This window comes from Neobacillus sp. DFD-2R, from assembly GCF_057747865.1.
This window is the reverse complement of the sequence record NZ_CM173228.1, coordinates 4,639,566-4,655,490: the sequence shown is the minus strand read 5'-3', so window position 1 is coordinate 4,655,490 and position 15,925 is coordinate 4,639,566. Positions and strand designations below refer to the sequence as shown.

At 37.0% G+C, this 15,925-nt stretch carries 20 protein-coding genes; 12 read left to right on the top strand and 8 right to left on the bottom strand.

Going from position 1 to position 15,925, the window contains the following annotated elements; genetic code table 11:
* Positions 1-51 precede the first annotated feature (51 nt).
* The 3 genes from AC3ANV_RS23320 to AC3ANV_RS23310 all read left to right on the top strand — a co-directional run bounded on the left by AC3ANV_RS23320 (position 52) and on the right by AC3ANV_RS23310 (position 3,995).
* Positions 52-1,287: a homoserine dehydrogenase gene (locus AC3ANV_RS23320; RefSeq protein ID WP_488311010.1), complete on the top strand. Its 1,236-nt coding sequence runs from the start codon at positions 52-54 to the stop codon at positions 1,285-1,287.
* Positions 1,288-1,475: 188 nt separating this feature from the next.
* Positions 1,476-3,302, top strand: coding sequence for a glycosyltransferase (locus AC3ANV_RS23315; RefSeq protein WP_488311009.1), 1,827 nt, complete (start codon positions 1,476-1,478; stop codon positions 3,300-3,302).
* A gap of 12 nt (positions 3,303-3,314) precedes the next feature.
* A complete protein-coding gene (locus AC3ANV_RS23310; RefSeq protein ID WP_488311008.1) occupies positions 3,315-3,995 on the top strand; it encodes a glycosyltransferase family 2 protein in 681 nt (226 codons plus the stop codon).
* Between the two features lie 327 nt (positions 3,996-4,322).
* Here AC3ANV_RS23310 and AC3ANV_RS23305 read toward each other — a convergent pair whose 3' ends face one another.
* Together AC3ANV_RS23305 and AC3ANV_RS23300 are read right to left on the bottom strand one after the other, a co-directional pair.
* The gene (locus tag AC3ANV_RS23305; protein ID WP_488311007.1) at positions 4,323-4,511 is read right to left on the bottom strand and encodes a YfhD family protein; all 189 of its coding nucleotides are present in this window, start codon (positions 4,509-4,511) and stop codon (positions 4,323-4,325) included.
* Between the two features lie 277 nt (positions 4,512-4,788).
* Positions 4,789-4,923, bottom strand: a complete 135-nt coding sequence (locus AC3ANV_RS23300) for a YfhE family protein (RefSeq protein WP_307410857.1) — start codon at positions 4,921-4,923, stop codon at positions 4,789-4,791.
* 181 nt (positions 4,924-5,104) lie between these two features.
* Here AC3ANV_RS23300 and recX point away from each other — a divergent pair, with 181 nt between their 5' ends.
* Positions 5,105-5,914: a recombination regulator RecX gene (gene recX, locus AC3ANV_RS23295; RefSeq protein ID WP_488311006.1), complete on the top strand. Its 810-nt coding sequence runs from the start codon at positions 5,105-5,107 to the stop codon at positions 5,912-5,914.
* A gap of 6 nt (positions 5,915-5,920) precedes the next feature.
* Here recX and AC3ANV_RS23290 read toward each other — a convergent pair whose 3' ends face one another.
* Positions 5,921-6,589, bottom strand: a complete 669-nt coding sequence (locus AC3ANV_RS23290; protein ID WP_488311005.1) for an SDR family NAD(P)-dependent oxidoreductase — start codon at positions 6,587-6,589, stop codon at positions 5,921-5,923.
* A 100-nt stretch (positions 6,590-6,689) separates the two neighbouring features.
* Between AC3ANV_RS23290 and AC3ANV_RS23285 the strand changes: the two genes are divergently transcribed.
* Entirely contained in the window at positions 6,690-7,013 is a 324-nt protein-coding gene (locus AC3ANV_RS23285; RefSeq protein ID WP_488311004.1) for a YfhH family protein, read from the top strand.
* Positions 7,014-7,065: 52 nt separating this feature from the next.
* On the opposite strand, the gene AC3ANV_RS23280 is transcribed toward AC3ANV_RS23285, so the two are convergent.
* Together AC3ANV_RS23280 and AC3ANV_RS23275 are read right to left on the bottom strand one after the other, a co-directional pair.
* Entirely contained in the window at positions 7,066-7,212 is a 147-nt protein-coding gene (locus AC3ANV_RS23280; protein ID WP_488311003.1) for a YpzG family protein, read from the bottom strand.
* Between the two features lie 19 nt (positions 7,213-7,231).
* Entirely contained in the window at positions 7,232-7,405 is a 174-nt protein-coding gene (locus AC3ANV_RS23275; protein WP_488311002.1) for a small, acid-soluble spore protein K, read from the bottom strand.
* A 131-nt stretch (positions 7,406-7,536) separates the two neighbouring features.
* On the opposite strand from AC3ANV_RS23275, the gene AC3ANV_RS23270 reads away from it, so the two are divergent.
* On the top strand, positions 7,537-7,806 hold the full coding sequence (locus tag AC3ANV_RS23270) for a YfhJ family protein (RefSeq protein WP_488311001.1): 270 nt from the start codon (positions 7,537-7,539) through the stop codon (positions 7,804-7,806).
* Positions 7,807-7,839: 33 nt separating this feature from the next.
* Here the strand turns inward: AC3ANV_RS23270 and AC3ANV_RS23265 are convergent, their stop codons facing one another.
* Positions 7,840-8,820 carry a metal-dependent hydrolase gene (locus AC3ANV_RS23265; RefSeq protein ID WP_488311000.1) on the bottom strand — a complete coding sequence of 327 codons (981 nt, stop codon included), beginning with the start codon at positions 8,818-8,820 and terminating at the stop codon, positions 7,840-7,842.
* Positions 8,821-8,942: 122 nt separating this feature from the next.
* On the opposite strand from AC3ANV_RS23265, the gene mutY reads away from it, so the two are divergent.
* Positions 8,943-10,043 carry an A/G-specific adenine glycosylase gene (gene mutY / locus AC3ANV_RS23260; RefSeq protein ID WP_488310999.1) on the top strand — a complete coding sequence of 367 codons (1,101 nt, stop codon included), beginning with the start codon at positions 8,943-8,945 and terminating at the stop codon, positions 10,041-10,043.
* 54 nt (positions 10,044-10,097) lie between these two features.
* Here the strand turns inward: mutY and AC3ANV_RS23255 are convergent, their stop codons facing one another.
* Positions 10,098-10,301, bottom strand: coding sequence for a hypothetical protein (locus AC3ANV_RS23255; RefSeq protein WP_488310998.1), 204 nt, complete (start codon positions 10,299-10,301; stop codon positions 10,098-10,100).
* 114 nt (positions 10,302-10,415) lie between these two features.
* Here AC3ANV_RS23255 and fabL point away from each other — a divergent pair, with 114 nt between their 5' ends.
* The 5 genes from fabL (at position 10,416) to AC3ANV_RS23230 (ending at position 14,736) form a co-directional block, all read left to right on the top strand.
* Positions 10,416-11,165 (top strand): enoyl-[acyl-carrier-protein] reductase FabL, encoded by a 750-nt coding sequence (gene fabL, locus AC3ANV_RS23250; RefSeq protein ID WP_488310997.1) that lies wholly within the window; start codon positions 10,416-10,418, stop codon positions 11,163-11,165.
* A 200-nt stretch (positions 11,166-11,365) separates the two neighbouring features.
* On the top strand, positions 11,366-11,710 hold the full coding sequence (locus AC3ANV_RS23245; RefSeq protein WP_488310996.1) for a gamma-type small acid-soluble spore protein: 345 nt from the start codon (positions 11,366-11,368) through the stop codon (positions 11,708-11,710).
* Positions 11,711-11,896: 186 nt separating this feature from the next.
* Complete coding sequence (locus tag AC3ANV_RS23240; protein ID WP_488310995.1) at positions 11,897-12,154, top strand: YgaB family protein; 258 nt, start codon at positions 11,897-11,899, stop codon at positions 12,152-12,154.
* 195 nt (positions 12,155-12,349) lie between these two features.
* Positions 12,350-12,880, top strand: a complete 531-nt coding sequence (gene ntdP, locus AC3ANV_RS23235; RefSeq protein ID WP_488310994.1) for a nucleoside tri-diphosphate phosphatase — start codon at positions 12,350-12,352, stop codon at positions 12,878-12,880.
* 86 nt (positions 12,881-12,966) lie between these two features.
* The gene (locus AC3ANV_RS23230) at positions 12,967-14,736 is read left to right on the top strand and encodes an ABC transporter ATP-binding protein (protein WP_488310993.1); all 1,770 of its coding nucleotides are present in this window, start codon (positions 12,967-12,969) and stop codon (positions 14,734-14,736) included.
* Positions 14,737-14,752: 16 nt separating this feature from the next.
* Here AC3ANV_RS23230 and AC3ANV_RS23225 read toward each other — a convergent pair whose 3' ends face one another.
* The gene (locus AC3ANV_RS23225; RefSeq protein ID WP_488310992.1) at positions 14,753-15,829 is read right to left on the bottom strand and encodes an FUSC family protein; all 1,077 of its coding nucleotides are present in this window, start codon (positions 15,827-15,829) and stop codon (positions 14,753-14,755) included.
* Between the last annotated feature and the right edge of the window lie 96 nt (positions 15,830-15,925).

The following is a 15,925-nucleotide window of genomic DNA, read 5'->3' as shown; positions in this document are numbered from 1 at the left end:
TTAGAAAAAAATTGATGATGTTGATAACATGATTTGAAGGGGTGGCTAAACATGTCTGTCGTAAAAGTGGCAATCTTAGGTTTTGGTACAGTGGGTGAAGGGGTTTACAAAACGATTCATTCCCATGCAGAGGAGTTAACAGCAGTTCTAGGTAAAAAAGTGGAAGTAGCAGCAGTTTTAATAAAAAATAAACAGAAAAAAAGAAACATCGCTGATGAGGTTCTTATCACCTCGGACTTTGAGGAAATATTACAGCTTCCACAGCTGGACCTTGTTGTTGAAGCCATTGTAGGTAAAGAATCACCCTTTTCTTTTTTGAAAAAAGCAATCAAAAGGGGCTGCCACATTATTACAGCGAATAAAGAGATGTTTGCCAGCCACGGTAGTGAATTGTTGAAGCTTGCGAAGGAGAATAATGTATCTGTTGGTTATGAAGCAACTGTAGGCGGAGGAATACCGATAATCCAAACATTAAGGCAGCTCTTAAACATTAACCGTGTTCAACATGTCCAAGGAATTGTAAATGGAACTTCCAATTTCATCTTAACGGAAATGCGCGAGAAGCAGCAGTCATTTGCGGCGGCTTTAAAATTAGCACAGGAAAAAGGCTATGCTGAAGCCGATCCTACAAATGATGTTGAGGGAATTGATGCTTTTTATAAATTAATGATCTTAAGTAGAATTGCATTTGGAGAAGAGCCAAACTGGAACGAGGTCGAAATTGAAGGAATTACTTCCATCACGAGTGAACTTATTGAGGCAGCCGAAAAACTTGGCTTAAGGTTTAAGCATATTGCTGACGTAAGTAAGGTTGGAGGTCAAGTAAAAGGGACAGTTAAGCCGGCTCTTGTCGGTAAGTCCCATCCTTTTTACCATGTCGAAGGGGTGCAAAATGCGATCAATGTACAGTCAGATATTGTTGGGGGGATAACTTTACAAGGACCGGGTGCCGGAATGTTTCCAACTGCAAGTGCAGTCATCGAAGATTTAGTCTATGTTTGCCAAAGTCCTTCGAGTCATGGCCGCACTACCCGAACAAATGCAGTCTCTTCTAAAAAGGGACAAATAAAAGAATGCTGGTTAGTTCACGGACTTAAAAAGAACAATGTAAATCCCGCAATTTCATGGATTGATCAAGTAGGAGATGAAACATTTATCATACATGCTGCTAAAAAGGATGTAATCCAACTGGCTACTCAAAATAAAACACTATTGACTTATTTGATAATAGATGGTTATCAAACAACAAATTTGAAAAAAACTGAATCATTATCCGTTTCATTATGATCTTAAACTAACTACGAGAACTGAGGCTGACAATTTGAGTCAGCCTCTTCTTTTTTTGTTTTTAATGAAATTTTAATGAAAAACCTTTTAAAAAGTAGGGATGAGCCTAGTCAAAATTAGATGGATATCATATTGTGTAAAAGCTAAACTTATGGGACGAATCATTTGACATGAAAAGAGGTGCGAACATGATGGGGAATAATAAGGGGGAACGATTGATAAAGGATATAAAAAATTCATTCACGTATGAGTTTTGGGCTAAGCCGGAAAGTATTCATCAGCTCGAAAAACAATCACAAGATCAACCAATAAAGTTTAGTAGTGGTAAAAATTATATTATTGGACCTGCCCATGGGGAAAACGAGGATGAAGCAGGGGTCAGTGTGTCAGTAGGTTTGAATGGAATATCAGTTTACGAACATATGATTAAAGATATATACGCTGCCTTAGTATATGAAACAAGGATTAATGAAATGATTCATATTGCGGTCGTATATGATAATCGAATGCCTTCCCTTTTCATAAATGGTCAATTAGTTAAAAAAGGAGAAAGAAGCACTAAAAAGTATGTTTATCCATCAGGAATTATTGCCGGACATCCAGGGCTTTTCTTTAATGGTAATCTCAAAGAGATAAGGATTTGGGATTATAGTAGAACTGAGAAACAGATTAAGTCCTTCATGAATGTAAGGCTAAATGGAGAGAAAGAAGGATTATTTTTTACTTGGCCTGCAATGGATGATGATGAAACAAAGCTAATAAGAGCAAAATCAAGCACACGAAGAAAAGAAAATAGCTGGAACCAAAACCAAAATAATAGCAAGGACCAAACCATCGAAGTCAGCATCATTATCCCATCCTACAATAGATATCCCCTAAACTTATTTACGCTATATTCACTTGAAAACCAAACCTTTGATCTTTCAAAAATGGAAGTAATCTTTATTGATGATGCCTCGACAGACCAAACTGAAATAAAACTTAGGGACTACCATCCACCCTTTCATTTTAACTATATTCGCAATCAGCAAAATCTCGGCAGGGCAAAGGTTCGCAATTTAGGAATCAAATCCTCAAGAGGGAAAGTACTTATCTTTTTAGATGCAGAAATGATTACAGAACCCGATTTTGTGAAAAATCATTACCAATACCATCAATCAAAAAAGAATGTAGTCTTATCGGGCGCCATGTTTTCAAAGTACGTAATTTCATGTGTTTTTCCTGAATTTGATCGTAAGCAGCTTGAAAGAATATCCTCACTGGCAAAAAATAATCAAGATTTTAATACGCGATTTCAAAACTATAAGCAGAGCAGCTCATCTTTTTTCCCTCTAATCGAAAAAGCAGACATTATGAATCAAACCTATCGGGATTTAATTTTCAAAACTATACCTTGGTTTTCAACAATAACTCGAAATTTTGGAGAAAATTTAGAAGGGTTTCAGTTTCCATGGATGGCATTTTTAACTGGAAATGTCTCCTTACGAAAAGAGTTAATTGAGCAAGCAGGACTGTTTGATGAAGACTTTGTAAAATATGGTTATGAGGACTGGGAGTTGGGATACCGTTTATATAAGCTTGGAGCCCAATATATCAATAATAATGAAGTAATGACCTACCATCAGGAACACCCTGTAGGGGAAAGCAAATGGAAAGAGGCGATTAGAAACTTCAATTTATTCATTTCAAAGCACCGGGATGTGGACGTTCTTATCTTAGGACTAGAGCTTGCCCTCTTTGAAGACTTATTATCGATGAATAAAATATTTTATGAATACAAGCTGCTGACTAAAAAGTATTCCGATAAATTTCAGGCATTTCAAGAAAAATTCATTGCCATTCTTGAAACCATTGTACTGATGCTGCGAATTGATATTCGACACTTCAATGTATTAGGGGCAGCAGGCTTTGGAGCAAACGAGAAAAAAGAACTTCTAACCGATATTGAAACGATTAGAAGTCTAAACCGATTTACTAATTTAACTGATTTTATGGATAAAATCATCAGATTATGATGGGGTGAAAAAATGGTATCGGTCATAACTTGTACGATGAGAGAGGAATTTATCGATAATGTGTTCAAGAATTATCACCAGCAAACATGGAAGGATAAAGAGTTAATTATTATCTTAAATAAGGATTCCATGGACATAGATAAATGGATATTGAAGGCAAAGAATGATCGAAATATTCGTGTCTATCAATTACATGAAAAAGCGACGTTGGGAGACTGCCTGAATTTTGGAATTCTGAAAGCAAACTATGATAATATTGCAAAATTTGATGATGATGACTATTATGGGCCCAACTACCTGGCGAGTACAATGCAGGCACTTGAAAATAAAAAAGTTTCGATCGTAGGAAAAAGTTCGTATTATATTTACTTTAAAAATAAGAAGGCACTGGTTTTTGTATCGGGTATAGAGAATGATATTACGGACACGGTTGCCGGTGCCTCGTTAGTGTTCAGAAAAGAAGTATGGGATACGGTTCAATTTGAAAAAGTAAATCGGGCAGAGGATTACTTTTTTATTGATCAATGTAAAAAGAATGGTTTTAATGTTTATTCTCTGGATCATTATGATTTTGCAGTGATCCGGCATACTACTGAAAACCACACTTGGAAGGTTTCTGATGAGGATCTTATGGGATGGGGAGAATTAGTCGCTTATACAGATGACTATCAGTCGATTGTTTCCAAAAAGTGATAATCGAGACTGGCTAAAAAGATATTTGTTTATCCAGTGTGTTATACACATAAAAAAGACTTAACTTGAAGTACTCCACAGACTTATCCACATTATCCACAGTGTTTTATCTAGTTATCAACAGGAGTTTGTTCACAGTTAGGCAGTTATAGGATATCAATGTTTAAGGAACTTCTGGGAGAATATCCACATTATCCACATAATCCACAGAAATAAAGGGAAAATGAAAGAAGCAGGAAATCCTGCTTCTTCTTTTTACATAAAGAAAGTTTATTTCTTTATGCATAGCAGCAGCAATGTTCTGCTGTTTCCATTTTAAAAAAGAGGTTATTTTCGCCTTTTCGTATTTACGCGCTGGTTAGCAGCATTAGCTCGTGCTTGTGCCTCAAGATCCGCCTGATCAGCAAGTTCTTGTGAATATTCCACATCGATTCCGTCTGATTTCATGTTCTTAGGCACTTGTGGAAGTGATGCTTTATTTTTATCACGAGTTCTATGTCCATGCGACCGACCCATTGAAAAAACCCCTTTCAATTTCAACTAGTGGGAAATGAAATGTTCCCTCTATTATCATTTCCTATTGAAAGAGGTACATGAAAGGTAATTACTACTAAATAAGGAAAGTTAGGTTGAACTATGATAACTGTCTAGCTCCAGCGCCCAGCGACTAGTGTACTTCGCTCTTCTCCCTACGATAAGTCAACATCGGATCGCTCCGCTCTCCGTGTTTCCTTTATCTCAGTCGAAGCGCTCCAGTCCAATCGTCGCTAAACGGGCGCCTTCGCTTTCCTTATTAAAGTTTCGTTTTTCTGTCGCTAAAACCGCCTGCACGGTCCGCCATTTTAAATTCCCGTTGATAGCTCACTTCTTGCATACTTGTTAGGGGATATTTCCCTCTATCCTTATCTTTTTTCTTTTTTTCTGCCATATTGCTCATTCCTTTCAACATTTTTTTAGTTAATCGTCATTAAGCTAATGGAAAACAAAAGCACGTTATGTACTTATTTCCATTTTTACCTTATTGGAATGGAATGATACTAATTTTGCGGAAATATATTTTTTAAACGCCGAAATGAATGATATGGTAAAGTAGAACTGAGGTGAGCGAAATGGCCATTATTACAAAAATCACCACGCAGCAAAAGAATCAGGACCGATTTAATATCTTTATGGATTATGGCAAAGGTGAGGAATTTGCTTTTAGTGTCGATAGTGATGTCCTTATTAGGTATCAATTAAAAAAGGGAATGGAGTTGGATGACTTTTCCTTTTTGGAAATTCAGTACCAAGACGACATCAGAAAGGCATATAATTTAGCCATCCAATATTTAGCGAGAAGAATGCGATCCGAAAAAGAAATAACGGATTATCTTGCACAAAAAGAAATGGAAGAACCCGTCATTAATGAAGTCCTCCATAAATTAACGGCTCAAAAATACATCAATGATCAGGAATATGCTCTTTCATATGTAAGAACACAAATGAACACGGCCGATAAAGGTCCTAATTTAATTAAAATGGAACTTAAAGAAAAAGGAATTAGTGAGAGAATCCTCGAGCTTGCATTAGCTGAATATCCTTTTGCTGTGCAAGTTGAAAAAGCGATGAAAATATCGGCGAAATTTTTCCAAAAAAACCCTAAGGAATCGCAACGAATAATCAAGCAAAAGCTTGAGAATTTGCTTCTAAGAAAAGGATTTCCATTCGAAGTCATTAATATTGCCGTAAACGAATCTGAAATGGAAAAAAATGTTGATGAGGAAATGGAAGCCATTCGATTTCAAGGTGAAAAAGCTCATAGGAAATACAGCCAATACAGCGGTTTTGAGTATCAACAAAAAATGAAACAAGCTTTATATCGTAAAGGATTTCCTTTTGAACTAATTGAAAAATTTTTGGCGGAAATAGAAAAATCATGACGAGGGTCATGATTTTTTGCTTTCAATAATAATCGAATCCTGGTCCATTTGCTCAAGTATGATTTCCGCAACTTCCCTTGGAGATCTAAAACGCGATGGATCCTTTACATGGTCGCTATTATTCCAAAATGGTGTGTCCATACCCCCCATATAAACTGCATTAATTTTAATTGGACTGTCTTCGTATTCTTTTTGAAGACTTTCCGTAAATCCTCTGATAGCGAATTTACTGGCAACATATACGGCTTCATTTACCTTTCCGCGGAGACCGGCAGTCGAAATAATATTCATAATTTGCCCATCACGTAAATGAGGCAGGACTGACCTGGTCATCAGAATGGTTCCTAAAACATTGGTATCTAACATATCTGTAATCTGTTGGTCTCGGATAGCAACGAATGGGCCAAAATGACCTACCCCAGCGTTATTAATTAAACCATAGAGATCAAATTTCCGACTGATTTCTTCTACTTTTTTGACAATGTCTTCAGGTTTCCTAATATCTAATACAACAATATCTGCTTTTCCTCCTTCTGCTTCAATTTCTTTTTTTGTTGTTGTTAATTTTTCAGCTTTTCTCCCGGTTAATAAGAGGTGATAACCTTTTTGAGAAAATAAAAGGGCTAACTCTTTTCCTAAGCCTGATCCCGCTCCAGTTACAATCATCGTTTTCATTGTGAGGGTCTCCTTTATGTAAAAAGTTCTGTTCTTTATTAATTTTACAAAAATAACTATGATAAAATAAAGAAATAAACAATGGGTGGGAGTGAATTATATGCAACAGGAGAAGAGATATAGTGAAATGACCGAAAATGAGCTGAAACAAGAAATCTCGATACTTCAAGAACAGGCCAGAAAAGCAGAGCAAATGGGAATGGTCAATGAATTTGCGGTGCTTGAAAGAAAGGTCCTAATGGCTCGTTCATATTTAATAAATCCAAATTCTTTTTCTCCCGGCGAAATTTATGAGATCGAAGGGGACCCGGGACAATACTTTAAAATTGATTATATGAACGGTGTGTTTGCCTGGGGCTACAGGTTAAAGGGTGACGGAAAGGAAGAAGCATTACCGATATCCTTATTAAAGAAGTTAAAATAATATAGAGACAAACCAGAGAATCGGATTGGTCTCTGGTTTGTCGTTTTTCATATTAATGCGACCGCTTCTTGGTTTCGCGCTTCAAAATGATCAGGTCTTGGGTAAGCTTGGACTCGCCATTTATTTGGGAATGTGCATGTTTTGGGTTAGCCCAAGGTGTGGAAAAGGGACGATTTTGAAAAAATTTTTGGTTTCCCATAATTTATGCCTCCCTGTTATTAAAATAACTCCGGTGTATCATTTTCGCGCTGACCAGAAGCTCGCATACGCTCTTGTGGGTGCGTATTGGTGGTACCATTTGCTCTTTTTGAGGCATACTCTGCTTTTGCTCTTGGCTCTCCCTCAAACTTGTTGTTATTTTGATTCGGAAAATTCGTCGCTTTGTTTCTCATGCTGTACCTCCATTAAAAGGGAATGAGAAAACGTGAAAAGCAAAGCATTTTATCAATGCTTACCACGTGTCTTTAGTATTCGCTCTAAGTCATCAGGTTATGTTAAAAGAAAATGGTAATGAGGTGAGAGAATGAACGATTATCATGAAAGATTAACAAAGATATTATTAGGTAAAAACCCTCAATTATCCTATAGTCTAGCCCGAACCTGGGTTGAGCTGCTTTGGGATGATTTTGAAACGACTTCCGCAAAAGCAGGTAGAACTTATCAGGGCAGTGAAATGACGGAAAGGATTGTTCTACAATGGATTGAAAATCATGGTGGGAAGCTGCATGAATTTGTAGCAAAAAACCCTAAATATAAAGATTATTTAAAACAGGATACGAAAACATTGCATTAAAAAAGCGAGTGACAAAAAATGTCACCGCTTTTTTTAGCTTGGAATAATACTCAATTTTTTGCGTAATTTTTTTTCACTGAATACCCATCCGGTATAAGAGCTAATCCGTTTTAAATCACAATCTAATTGCACGACTGCGACAAATGGATAGTGACCGTTGCTTCGGTAACGTAAGTCAATAAATCGGACCTCATAGAAATCATTATATTCATCAACCTCCCAACGGTACACCGGTGAAAAGGAGAGGAAGGCGGAAAGGTTTTTGTCCTTTTTAGCAGCCTCAATTACAGGCGTTTCCGGGACTGGTATCCGATTAAATCGATCTAAAATTTCCACCTTACGGCCAAGAGCCTTGCCAACAAAAAATTGACTTTCGTTCATTGCGGCAATTCTCCATTGGTGAAACTTCATTGTAGGGGCAATAATGACATCTGTTAAATCAGGTATTCGTTTTTTCACTTCTGTTAAAACCCTCCGTTGGGCATGAAATCGGAGGAAGTAGTAAGCGATGATCACCGCGTAAATGATTAAAAAGGTATAACCCGGGTTTGCTCCAAAGACCCAAATAAATATTCCAAGAACATGAATTCCAAAGATAAACGGATCAAATGTGTTAATTACTCCCAGAGCAACCCACTTATTTGAAAAAGGCCTTAAAGCCTGGGTTCCATAAGCATTGAAAATATCGACAAAAACGTGAAGAAAAACAGCTGTAAACGTCCAAGCCCATAAGTGAAGAAGATTAGCATTCGGAAAAAAGGGATAAACCACTGCTAAAATGACAAGCGGCCATAAAATAACTGCCGGAATTGAATGGGTTACTCCACGATGGTTTCGAATGTATATGGCGTTATTCCTTAATTTTAATACAGTGTCAATATCCGGTATTTGTGAGCCTGCGATGGTTGCAATTAAAACACTAGTGGTAGTGGCATGATTGCTTGCCACTGTTGGGTCAAGTGATGCCAGACCTCCAAGAGCGATTCCCATGACAACATGTGTTCCTGTATCCAAAAGGAAAATCCTCCTTCAATAATTTCTTGTCAAAATAAACAAATTAGATTATCGTAAACAAAAATACTTAATATTATATTCCCTTATTTCATAATGTTTAACAAGCTGGAGGCACTAAAGTAATGGTAAATGTCGTTAAAAATATTGATAAGCTAGATATAGATGGATTTCAGAATGATTTAATTTCTTGGTTTAAAGCAGAACAACGGAGCCTGCCATGGAGAAAAGACCAAGACCCATATAAAGTTTGGGTTTCAGAAATTATGCTTCAGCAAACGAGAGTCGATACCGTCATTCCATATTTTAATCGTTTTATTGAATGGTTTCCTACTATTGAAGACCTGGCTGACGCCAATGAAGATAAAGTATTAAAAGCATGGGAAGGACTCGGTTATTACTCAAGAGTCCGAAATTTACAATCAGCCGTGAGAGAAGTAAAAGAGAAATATAATGGTGTTGTACCGAATACTCCAAAAGAGATTTCAGAGCTTAAGGGGATTGGCCCATATACGGCTGGAGCAATCTTAAGTATCGCATATGGAATCCCTGAGCCTGCTGTTGATGGAAATGTAATGAGAGTTTTATCAAGGATCCTTTCTATTTGGGAAGATATAGCTAAACCGTCTTCTCGAAAGGTTTTCGAGCAGGTTGTAAGAGAATTAATTTCCCATGAAGAACCATCTGAATTTAATCAGGCATTAATGGAGTTAGGTGCTTTAATTTGTACACCTACATCCCCATCCTGTTTATTATGCCCGGTTCGTGACCATTGCCAGGCTTTTTATGAAGGGGTGCAAGCAGAGCTTCCAATTAAATCAAAAAAAAATAAAGTGCGTGATGTTCAATTAGCTGCTGTAATTTTGACTGATAAAGATGGTAAAATACTGATTCATAAACGCCCCGCAAAAGGTTTATTGGCTAATTTATGGGAATTACCAAATATAGAAATTCATCATCCTATAGAAAATGACCGAGAGCAAATTATTGACCAATTTAAGCAAACCTATGATTTAAAAATAAAACTTGAAAAAATTATTGGGCAGATTGAACATGTTTTTTCACATTTAGTTTGGAATATTAATATTCACTCAGGTAAGATATGTACCGGGTTTAAAGAAAGTGATGAGTGGAAACTTGTTTCATTGGAAGAAATGAACGAGTTTACCTTTCCTGTTTCGTCGCAAAAGATGCTTAAGCTTTATCATGAGTATCAAAAGGAATGAACGCCGTTTTTTTAGGCGTTCATTTTTGTTCTTTAATCAAGACCTTGCCTCAATTCAATGTGCATAGTCCGCCTCTTGCCTTTTTATTCCGCCGCGATTTTCAATCTCTTCAATAATTTCCCGATGGATGGTCTGCCCCTCGCTATTTAAATATGGAGCAATTTGCTGTAATGAATGATGAAAAAAAGAAAGCTCACTGTCATTCCATTCCGACTTCGACATCATCGAAAGCTCAGTCATATCCCTTCCGTTATACATATTCCGTCTTCCTTTCATATAGGTGTCTTGCTTTATTGTTTTGTTATAAATTGTCTTCTATTCACAAAAAGGCTAAAATGATTACAAAACTTGATTTTTAGAAGGGATAGAAATATGACACAAAAAGTAGCATTAATAACAGGAAGCAGCAGGGGAATTGGTAAGGCTACCGCGATACGGTTAGCCCAATCAGGTTATGATATCGTGATTAACTATGCTAGAAGTAAAAAGGGTGCCCTCGAAACAGCGGAGCAAATAGAAGCGTTAGGCAGAAAAGTATTAATTGTGAAAGCCAATGTTGGTGATGTAGCGAAAATTAAAGATATGTTTGCCCAAATTGAACAGCAATTTGGACGCTTAGATATTTTTGTGAATAATGCAGCCTCCGGCGTTCAACGCCCTATTATGGAACTGGAAGAATCACACTGGGATTGGACCTTAAACATTAATAGTAAGGCTTTACTGTTTTGTGCACAGGAAGCAGCCAAGCTAATGGAGAAAAATGGCGGAGGGAAAATTGTCAGCATCAGTTCGCTGGGCTCGATACGTTATCTAAAGAATTATACAGTTGTTGGCGTTTCAAAAGCTGCTCTCGAAGCATTAACAAGATATTTAGCTGTCGAGCTGGCATCTAAGAATATTGTTGTCAATGCGGTTTCCGGCGGTGCTGTTGATACGGAGGCATTAAAGCATTTTCCAAATCGCGAAGAATTACTTCAAGAAGCAAGAGATAATACACCTGCAGGAAGAATGGTTGAAATAGACGATATGGTTAACTGCATCATGTTCCTTTTATCAGAGGACTCAAGCATGATAAGGGGGCAAACAATCATTGTTGATGGCGGAATATCGTTGCTCGTCTAATTTGTTTGTCAGCTTCAGCTACTGGCTCCTCGAGACGCTTCAATCCTGCCGATGAAGTTAAAAAGCGACTTCACGGTCAGCTCGTCCAACGCTTTTCGAGGCTAGCCAAGGCTCTTCCGCTTTTTGACATTATTCTGCCATAATTTTCATGCATAGTCACTTCTACTCGTGGTTATTATAATCTCGTGGAGGTGATTACAGTGGCAAAATTCAATCAACAAGCCAACAAAACTACAGCTGGAACTAACATCCAAGAAGTTAGACAGCAAAATGCTCAATCAGCTGGTGCAGCAGGTCAATTTGGAACTGAATTTGCGAGCGAAACAAACGCTCAAGAAGTAAGACAACAAAATGCTCAATCAGCTAGAGCACGTGCTGGTGCTGCAGGAGCTGCAGGAGCTGCAGGAGCTGCAGGAGCTGCAGGAGCTGCAGGCCAATTTGGAACTGAATTTGCGAGCGAAACAAATGCTCAAGAAGTAAGACAACAAAACCAACAATCTCAAGCTAAGAAAAACCAAGGCTCTGGCCAATTTGGTCAAAGTTAAGATAACGAAAGCGAAAGGCACTCTTTTATTCGAAAAAGAGTGCCTTCTATTTTGCAATTTTTAAGGAAATATCCTCCTTAAACAATCTATTCGACAAAACCTCCATAAAGACTACAAAAGTAGTTAAAGGATATATGGTACTTTTCAAGAATACATATTAGGTAAAAAAAATAAGGCGGTGGGGGAATGAATCATTTTAACCGATTAGTTTCCGAGCAAATGGCAACAATGGAAAAATTGCTGTATCTTCAAGCTGAGCTTGAGCGTTGTCAGGAAATTGAAGCAGAACTGCAAAACTTACAGAATGCAACAAAATTAATGAGTATCCAAGTTGATATTAATCAAATGAAAAAAGAGTTGAAGGAGATCCAGTTAATTTTTGAAAAGCAAACTGAAGAGGTTATTAATTCCTATCGGGAAATGGAATTGATACCTACACTTTAGGGGAAAAACCAAAATTTAATGAAAAATATGCAAAAATTTAAGGAGAGTCATTGAATTCAATGGCTCTATTGTTTTAAATTCTTCCTACAACCGTTATAATAGTAGAAAATAGGAATTGTACTTTGTTGCCTTTTGTCGTTTATTTATGTTTGGATTAGGTTACAAAGCGTTCAGGAATGAAAGTAGGGGAGAATCGTGGGCGTACCCATCGAAGGTGAACCAATACAAATACATAGCTATAAGCACAATGGGCACATCCATCGCGTCTGGGAAGAAACCACTGTTTTAAAAGGGACGCAAAGTTTGGTAATTGGCGGAAATGATCGGACGATTGTTACAGAATCAGATGGGAGAACTTGGATAACAAGGGAACCGGCCATTTGTTATTTTCATTCTCAATACTGGTTTAATGTAATTGGTATGATTCGTGAGGATGGTATCTATTATTACTGTAATATTAGCTCACCGTTTATTTTTGACGGGGAAGCTCTTAAATATATTGATTACGATCTTGATATAAAAGTATTTCCCGATATGACATTTAATTTGTTAGATGAGGATGAATATGAACGACATCGCCGTGAAATGAAATACCCGGATGTCATCGATCAAATTCTTAAAAGAAATGTCGATAAGCTTATTCGTTGGATCCGTCAGCGTAAAGGACCATTTGCACCGGACTTTATTGATATTTGGTATGAACGGTATTTAACATACAGACGATAATAACATTGTTCATTTAACACCCTGTTGAGGTTTTCGACAGGGTTTCGTTTGTTTACACCAATTCAACTACTGTAAGGAGGTACATATTGAATAGCATACTCAGATACCTTAAATTTGTAAAACCATATCGATGGCAAATTATTGGGACGATTATCATTGGGATTATCAAATTTTCGATCCCTCTCATTATTCCAATGCTGATTAAGTACGTCGTGGATGATATTTTAGGAAATCACGCTTTATCAGACCATGATAAGGTACAAAAGCTGTTGCTCATTATGGGTATAATGGGTGTTGTCTTCATCTTCCTGCGTCCCCCGATTGAGTATTATCGGCAATATTTTGCGCAGTGGACATCCAGCAAGATTCTCTATGATATACGTGATACGTTGTATTCTCATATTCAAAAGCTTAGCTTTAAATATTATGCCAACACAAGAGCAGGAGAAATTATTTCCCGTGTCATAAATGATGTTGAACAAACGAAAACATTTGTAATATCCGGATTAATGAACCTATGGCTTGATATTGCAACAATTATTATTGCAATCGTAATTATGTTTTCCATGAATGTATCCCTTACGATTGTATCCATTCTACTGTTTCCTCTCTATGCGATTTCTGTGCGATACTTTTTTGGCAATTTACGCAAGTTTACCAGGATGCGTTCTCAAGCCCTAGCTGAGGTGCAAAGCTATTTGCATGAACGGGTACAGGGAATGTCTGTCATTAAGAGCTTTGCAATCGAAGAGTTTGAACAGACCCAATTTGATAAGCAAAATAAGAACTTTTTAGAAAAGGCATTGCAGCATACAAGCTGGAATGCGAAGTCATTCTCAACAGTTAATACGATTACTGACATAGCTCCATTACTTGTTATAGGATACTCCGCCTATCTTGTTATTCAACACAATCTTTCATTAGGATCAATGATTGCATTTTTTGCATATATTGATAAGCTATACGATCCGTTAAGAAGAATGGTCAATTCTTCGACCACGATTACCCAATCGTTTGCTTCTATGGACCGTGTTTTTGAATTCATGGATGAAAAGTATGACATTATTGATTCACCCGATGCAATAGAATGCAGGCATGTGGAAGGTAATATTGCATTTGAAAATGTTTGTTTTGCCTATGGTGAAAAAGAAGAAATGGTATTAAAGGACCTTTCATTATATGTAAAAAAAGGAGAAACAATAGCACTGGTTGGGATGAGCGGCGGCGGGAAATCCACAATTGTAAGTTTAATTCCCCGTTTTTATGATGTTACAGAAGGCAGAATTGTTTTAGATGGCGTAGATATTCGGCAATTTAAAGTACAAACCTTACGGGACAAAATTGGTGTCGTTTTTCAAGATAGTATTTTATTTAGTGAATCGGTAAGGGAAAACATTTTATTAGGAAAACCGGGCTCCTCTGATGAAGAAGTATTCCAGGCAGCAAAAGCAGCGAATGCCCATGATTTTATCTTAAACCTTACAGACGGTTATCACACGAAGGTTGGGGAAAGAGGTGTTAAGCTTTCCGGAGGGCAAAAGCAACGGATTGCAATCGCTAGAGTATTTTTGAAAAATCCACCTATTTTAATTCTTGATGAGGCGACATCGGCGCTTGATTTAGAAAGTGAACATCTCATTCAAGAAGCACTTGAAGAACTGGCTAAGGAACGTACAACCTTTATTGTTGCACACCGATTATCTACGATTACACATGCAAATCGAATTGTTTTAATTGAGCATGGCCAAATCGTTGAAATTGGTACACATGAAGAACTAATGGCGAAGCAAGGGAATTATTATAAATTATTTCAAATTCAACAGCTTGAGAACAAAGAAAAAACCGAAGCAGAATGATATCTGCTTCGGTTTTTTATATTTCCTGCTTTTCTTCGTTAATGGATACTTCATTTTGGTGAAAGGAATGAAAGCTGTTAATTAATGTATCGAGATGTTCAATCTGTTCACCATAATCAATAATGGATGCGACAATTTGCATTGTATGATAAAGATGCGGATTTTGATCTGGATTTTCTTGGTAATGATGTAAAAAGAGGTTGAATAATTCTTTTTTATTTAAACAAACAGTGGCTTCCATATTAGCAGGCGGGTTTGGGACTTTTCCGATGAATCTGAGCATAAGCTGCTCATGATGATAGATCAGGCAATCCAATTTCTCTTGAATCGAAAGTTTGAAGTCCTCCGGTAGATTAAGCAGCTCATTTTCAAAACGATGCAGTCGTTTTAACGTGTCGAGCCCTTTTCTTGCTACTAAAGCCATTTGTCTATAAACTACTAGTTTTCGTGACTTTTCTAATTTGTTTTTTTTAAAATAACTTCTTTCTTCTTTGTACATTAAATACAGCTGACCCATTTTAATGATACTTTCTTTTAATTTTTCTATATCGGTTTTCAGCTGTTGATGGTCAAAATCATGACGTGTGCTTAAGCGGATCCACCTGATAATTTCTTCGGTTGTACTGGTGATTCTAAAATAAAGCTTTGTTTCATACTTAGGCGGCATAAACACGAGATTGACGATGAATGCTGAAAATACCCCAATCATAATTGTCGAAAAACGGATACCTGCGAACGGAATAAAATTCCCCCCCGGGGTTTCCATAATGGAAATGAGGGTCACAAGTGAAAGGCCGATGTTATTTTCAAGTTTAAGCTTAAGATTAATCGTGATAACTATAACAGCCGCTAATCCAATAACAATGAAATGACTTCCTAAGGTAATAACAAAAATGACAGCAAATAGAGCACCAATAATATTTCCCTGAATTTGTTCAATAATCGTTAAATATGAACGATAAATGGTCGGTTGAATAGCGAATATGGCTGCGATACCAGCGAATACCGGAGAGGGTGAATGCAATAATTGACCTAGGTAGAGTGATAAAACGATTGCTATTCCCGTTTTAAAAATGCGGGCGCCTAATTTCATTCAAATTTGTTTCCTTTCAATAAAATTGATTTGCTATTATTATTCCTTAATGAACAATAATGTACTATACATGGATTAAAACACATTATCAAGAGA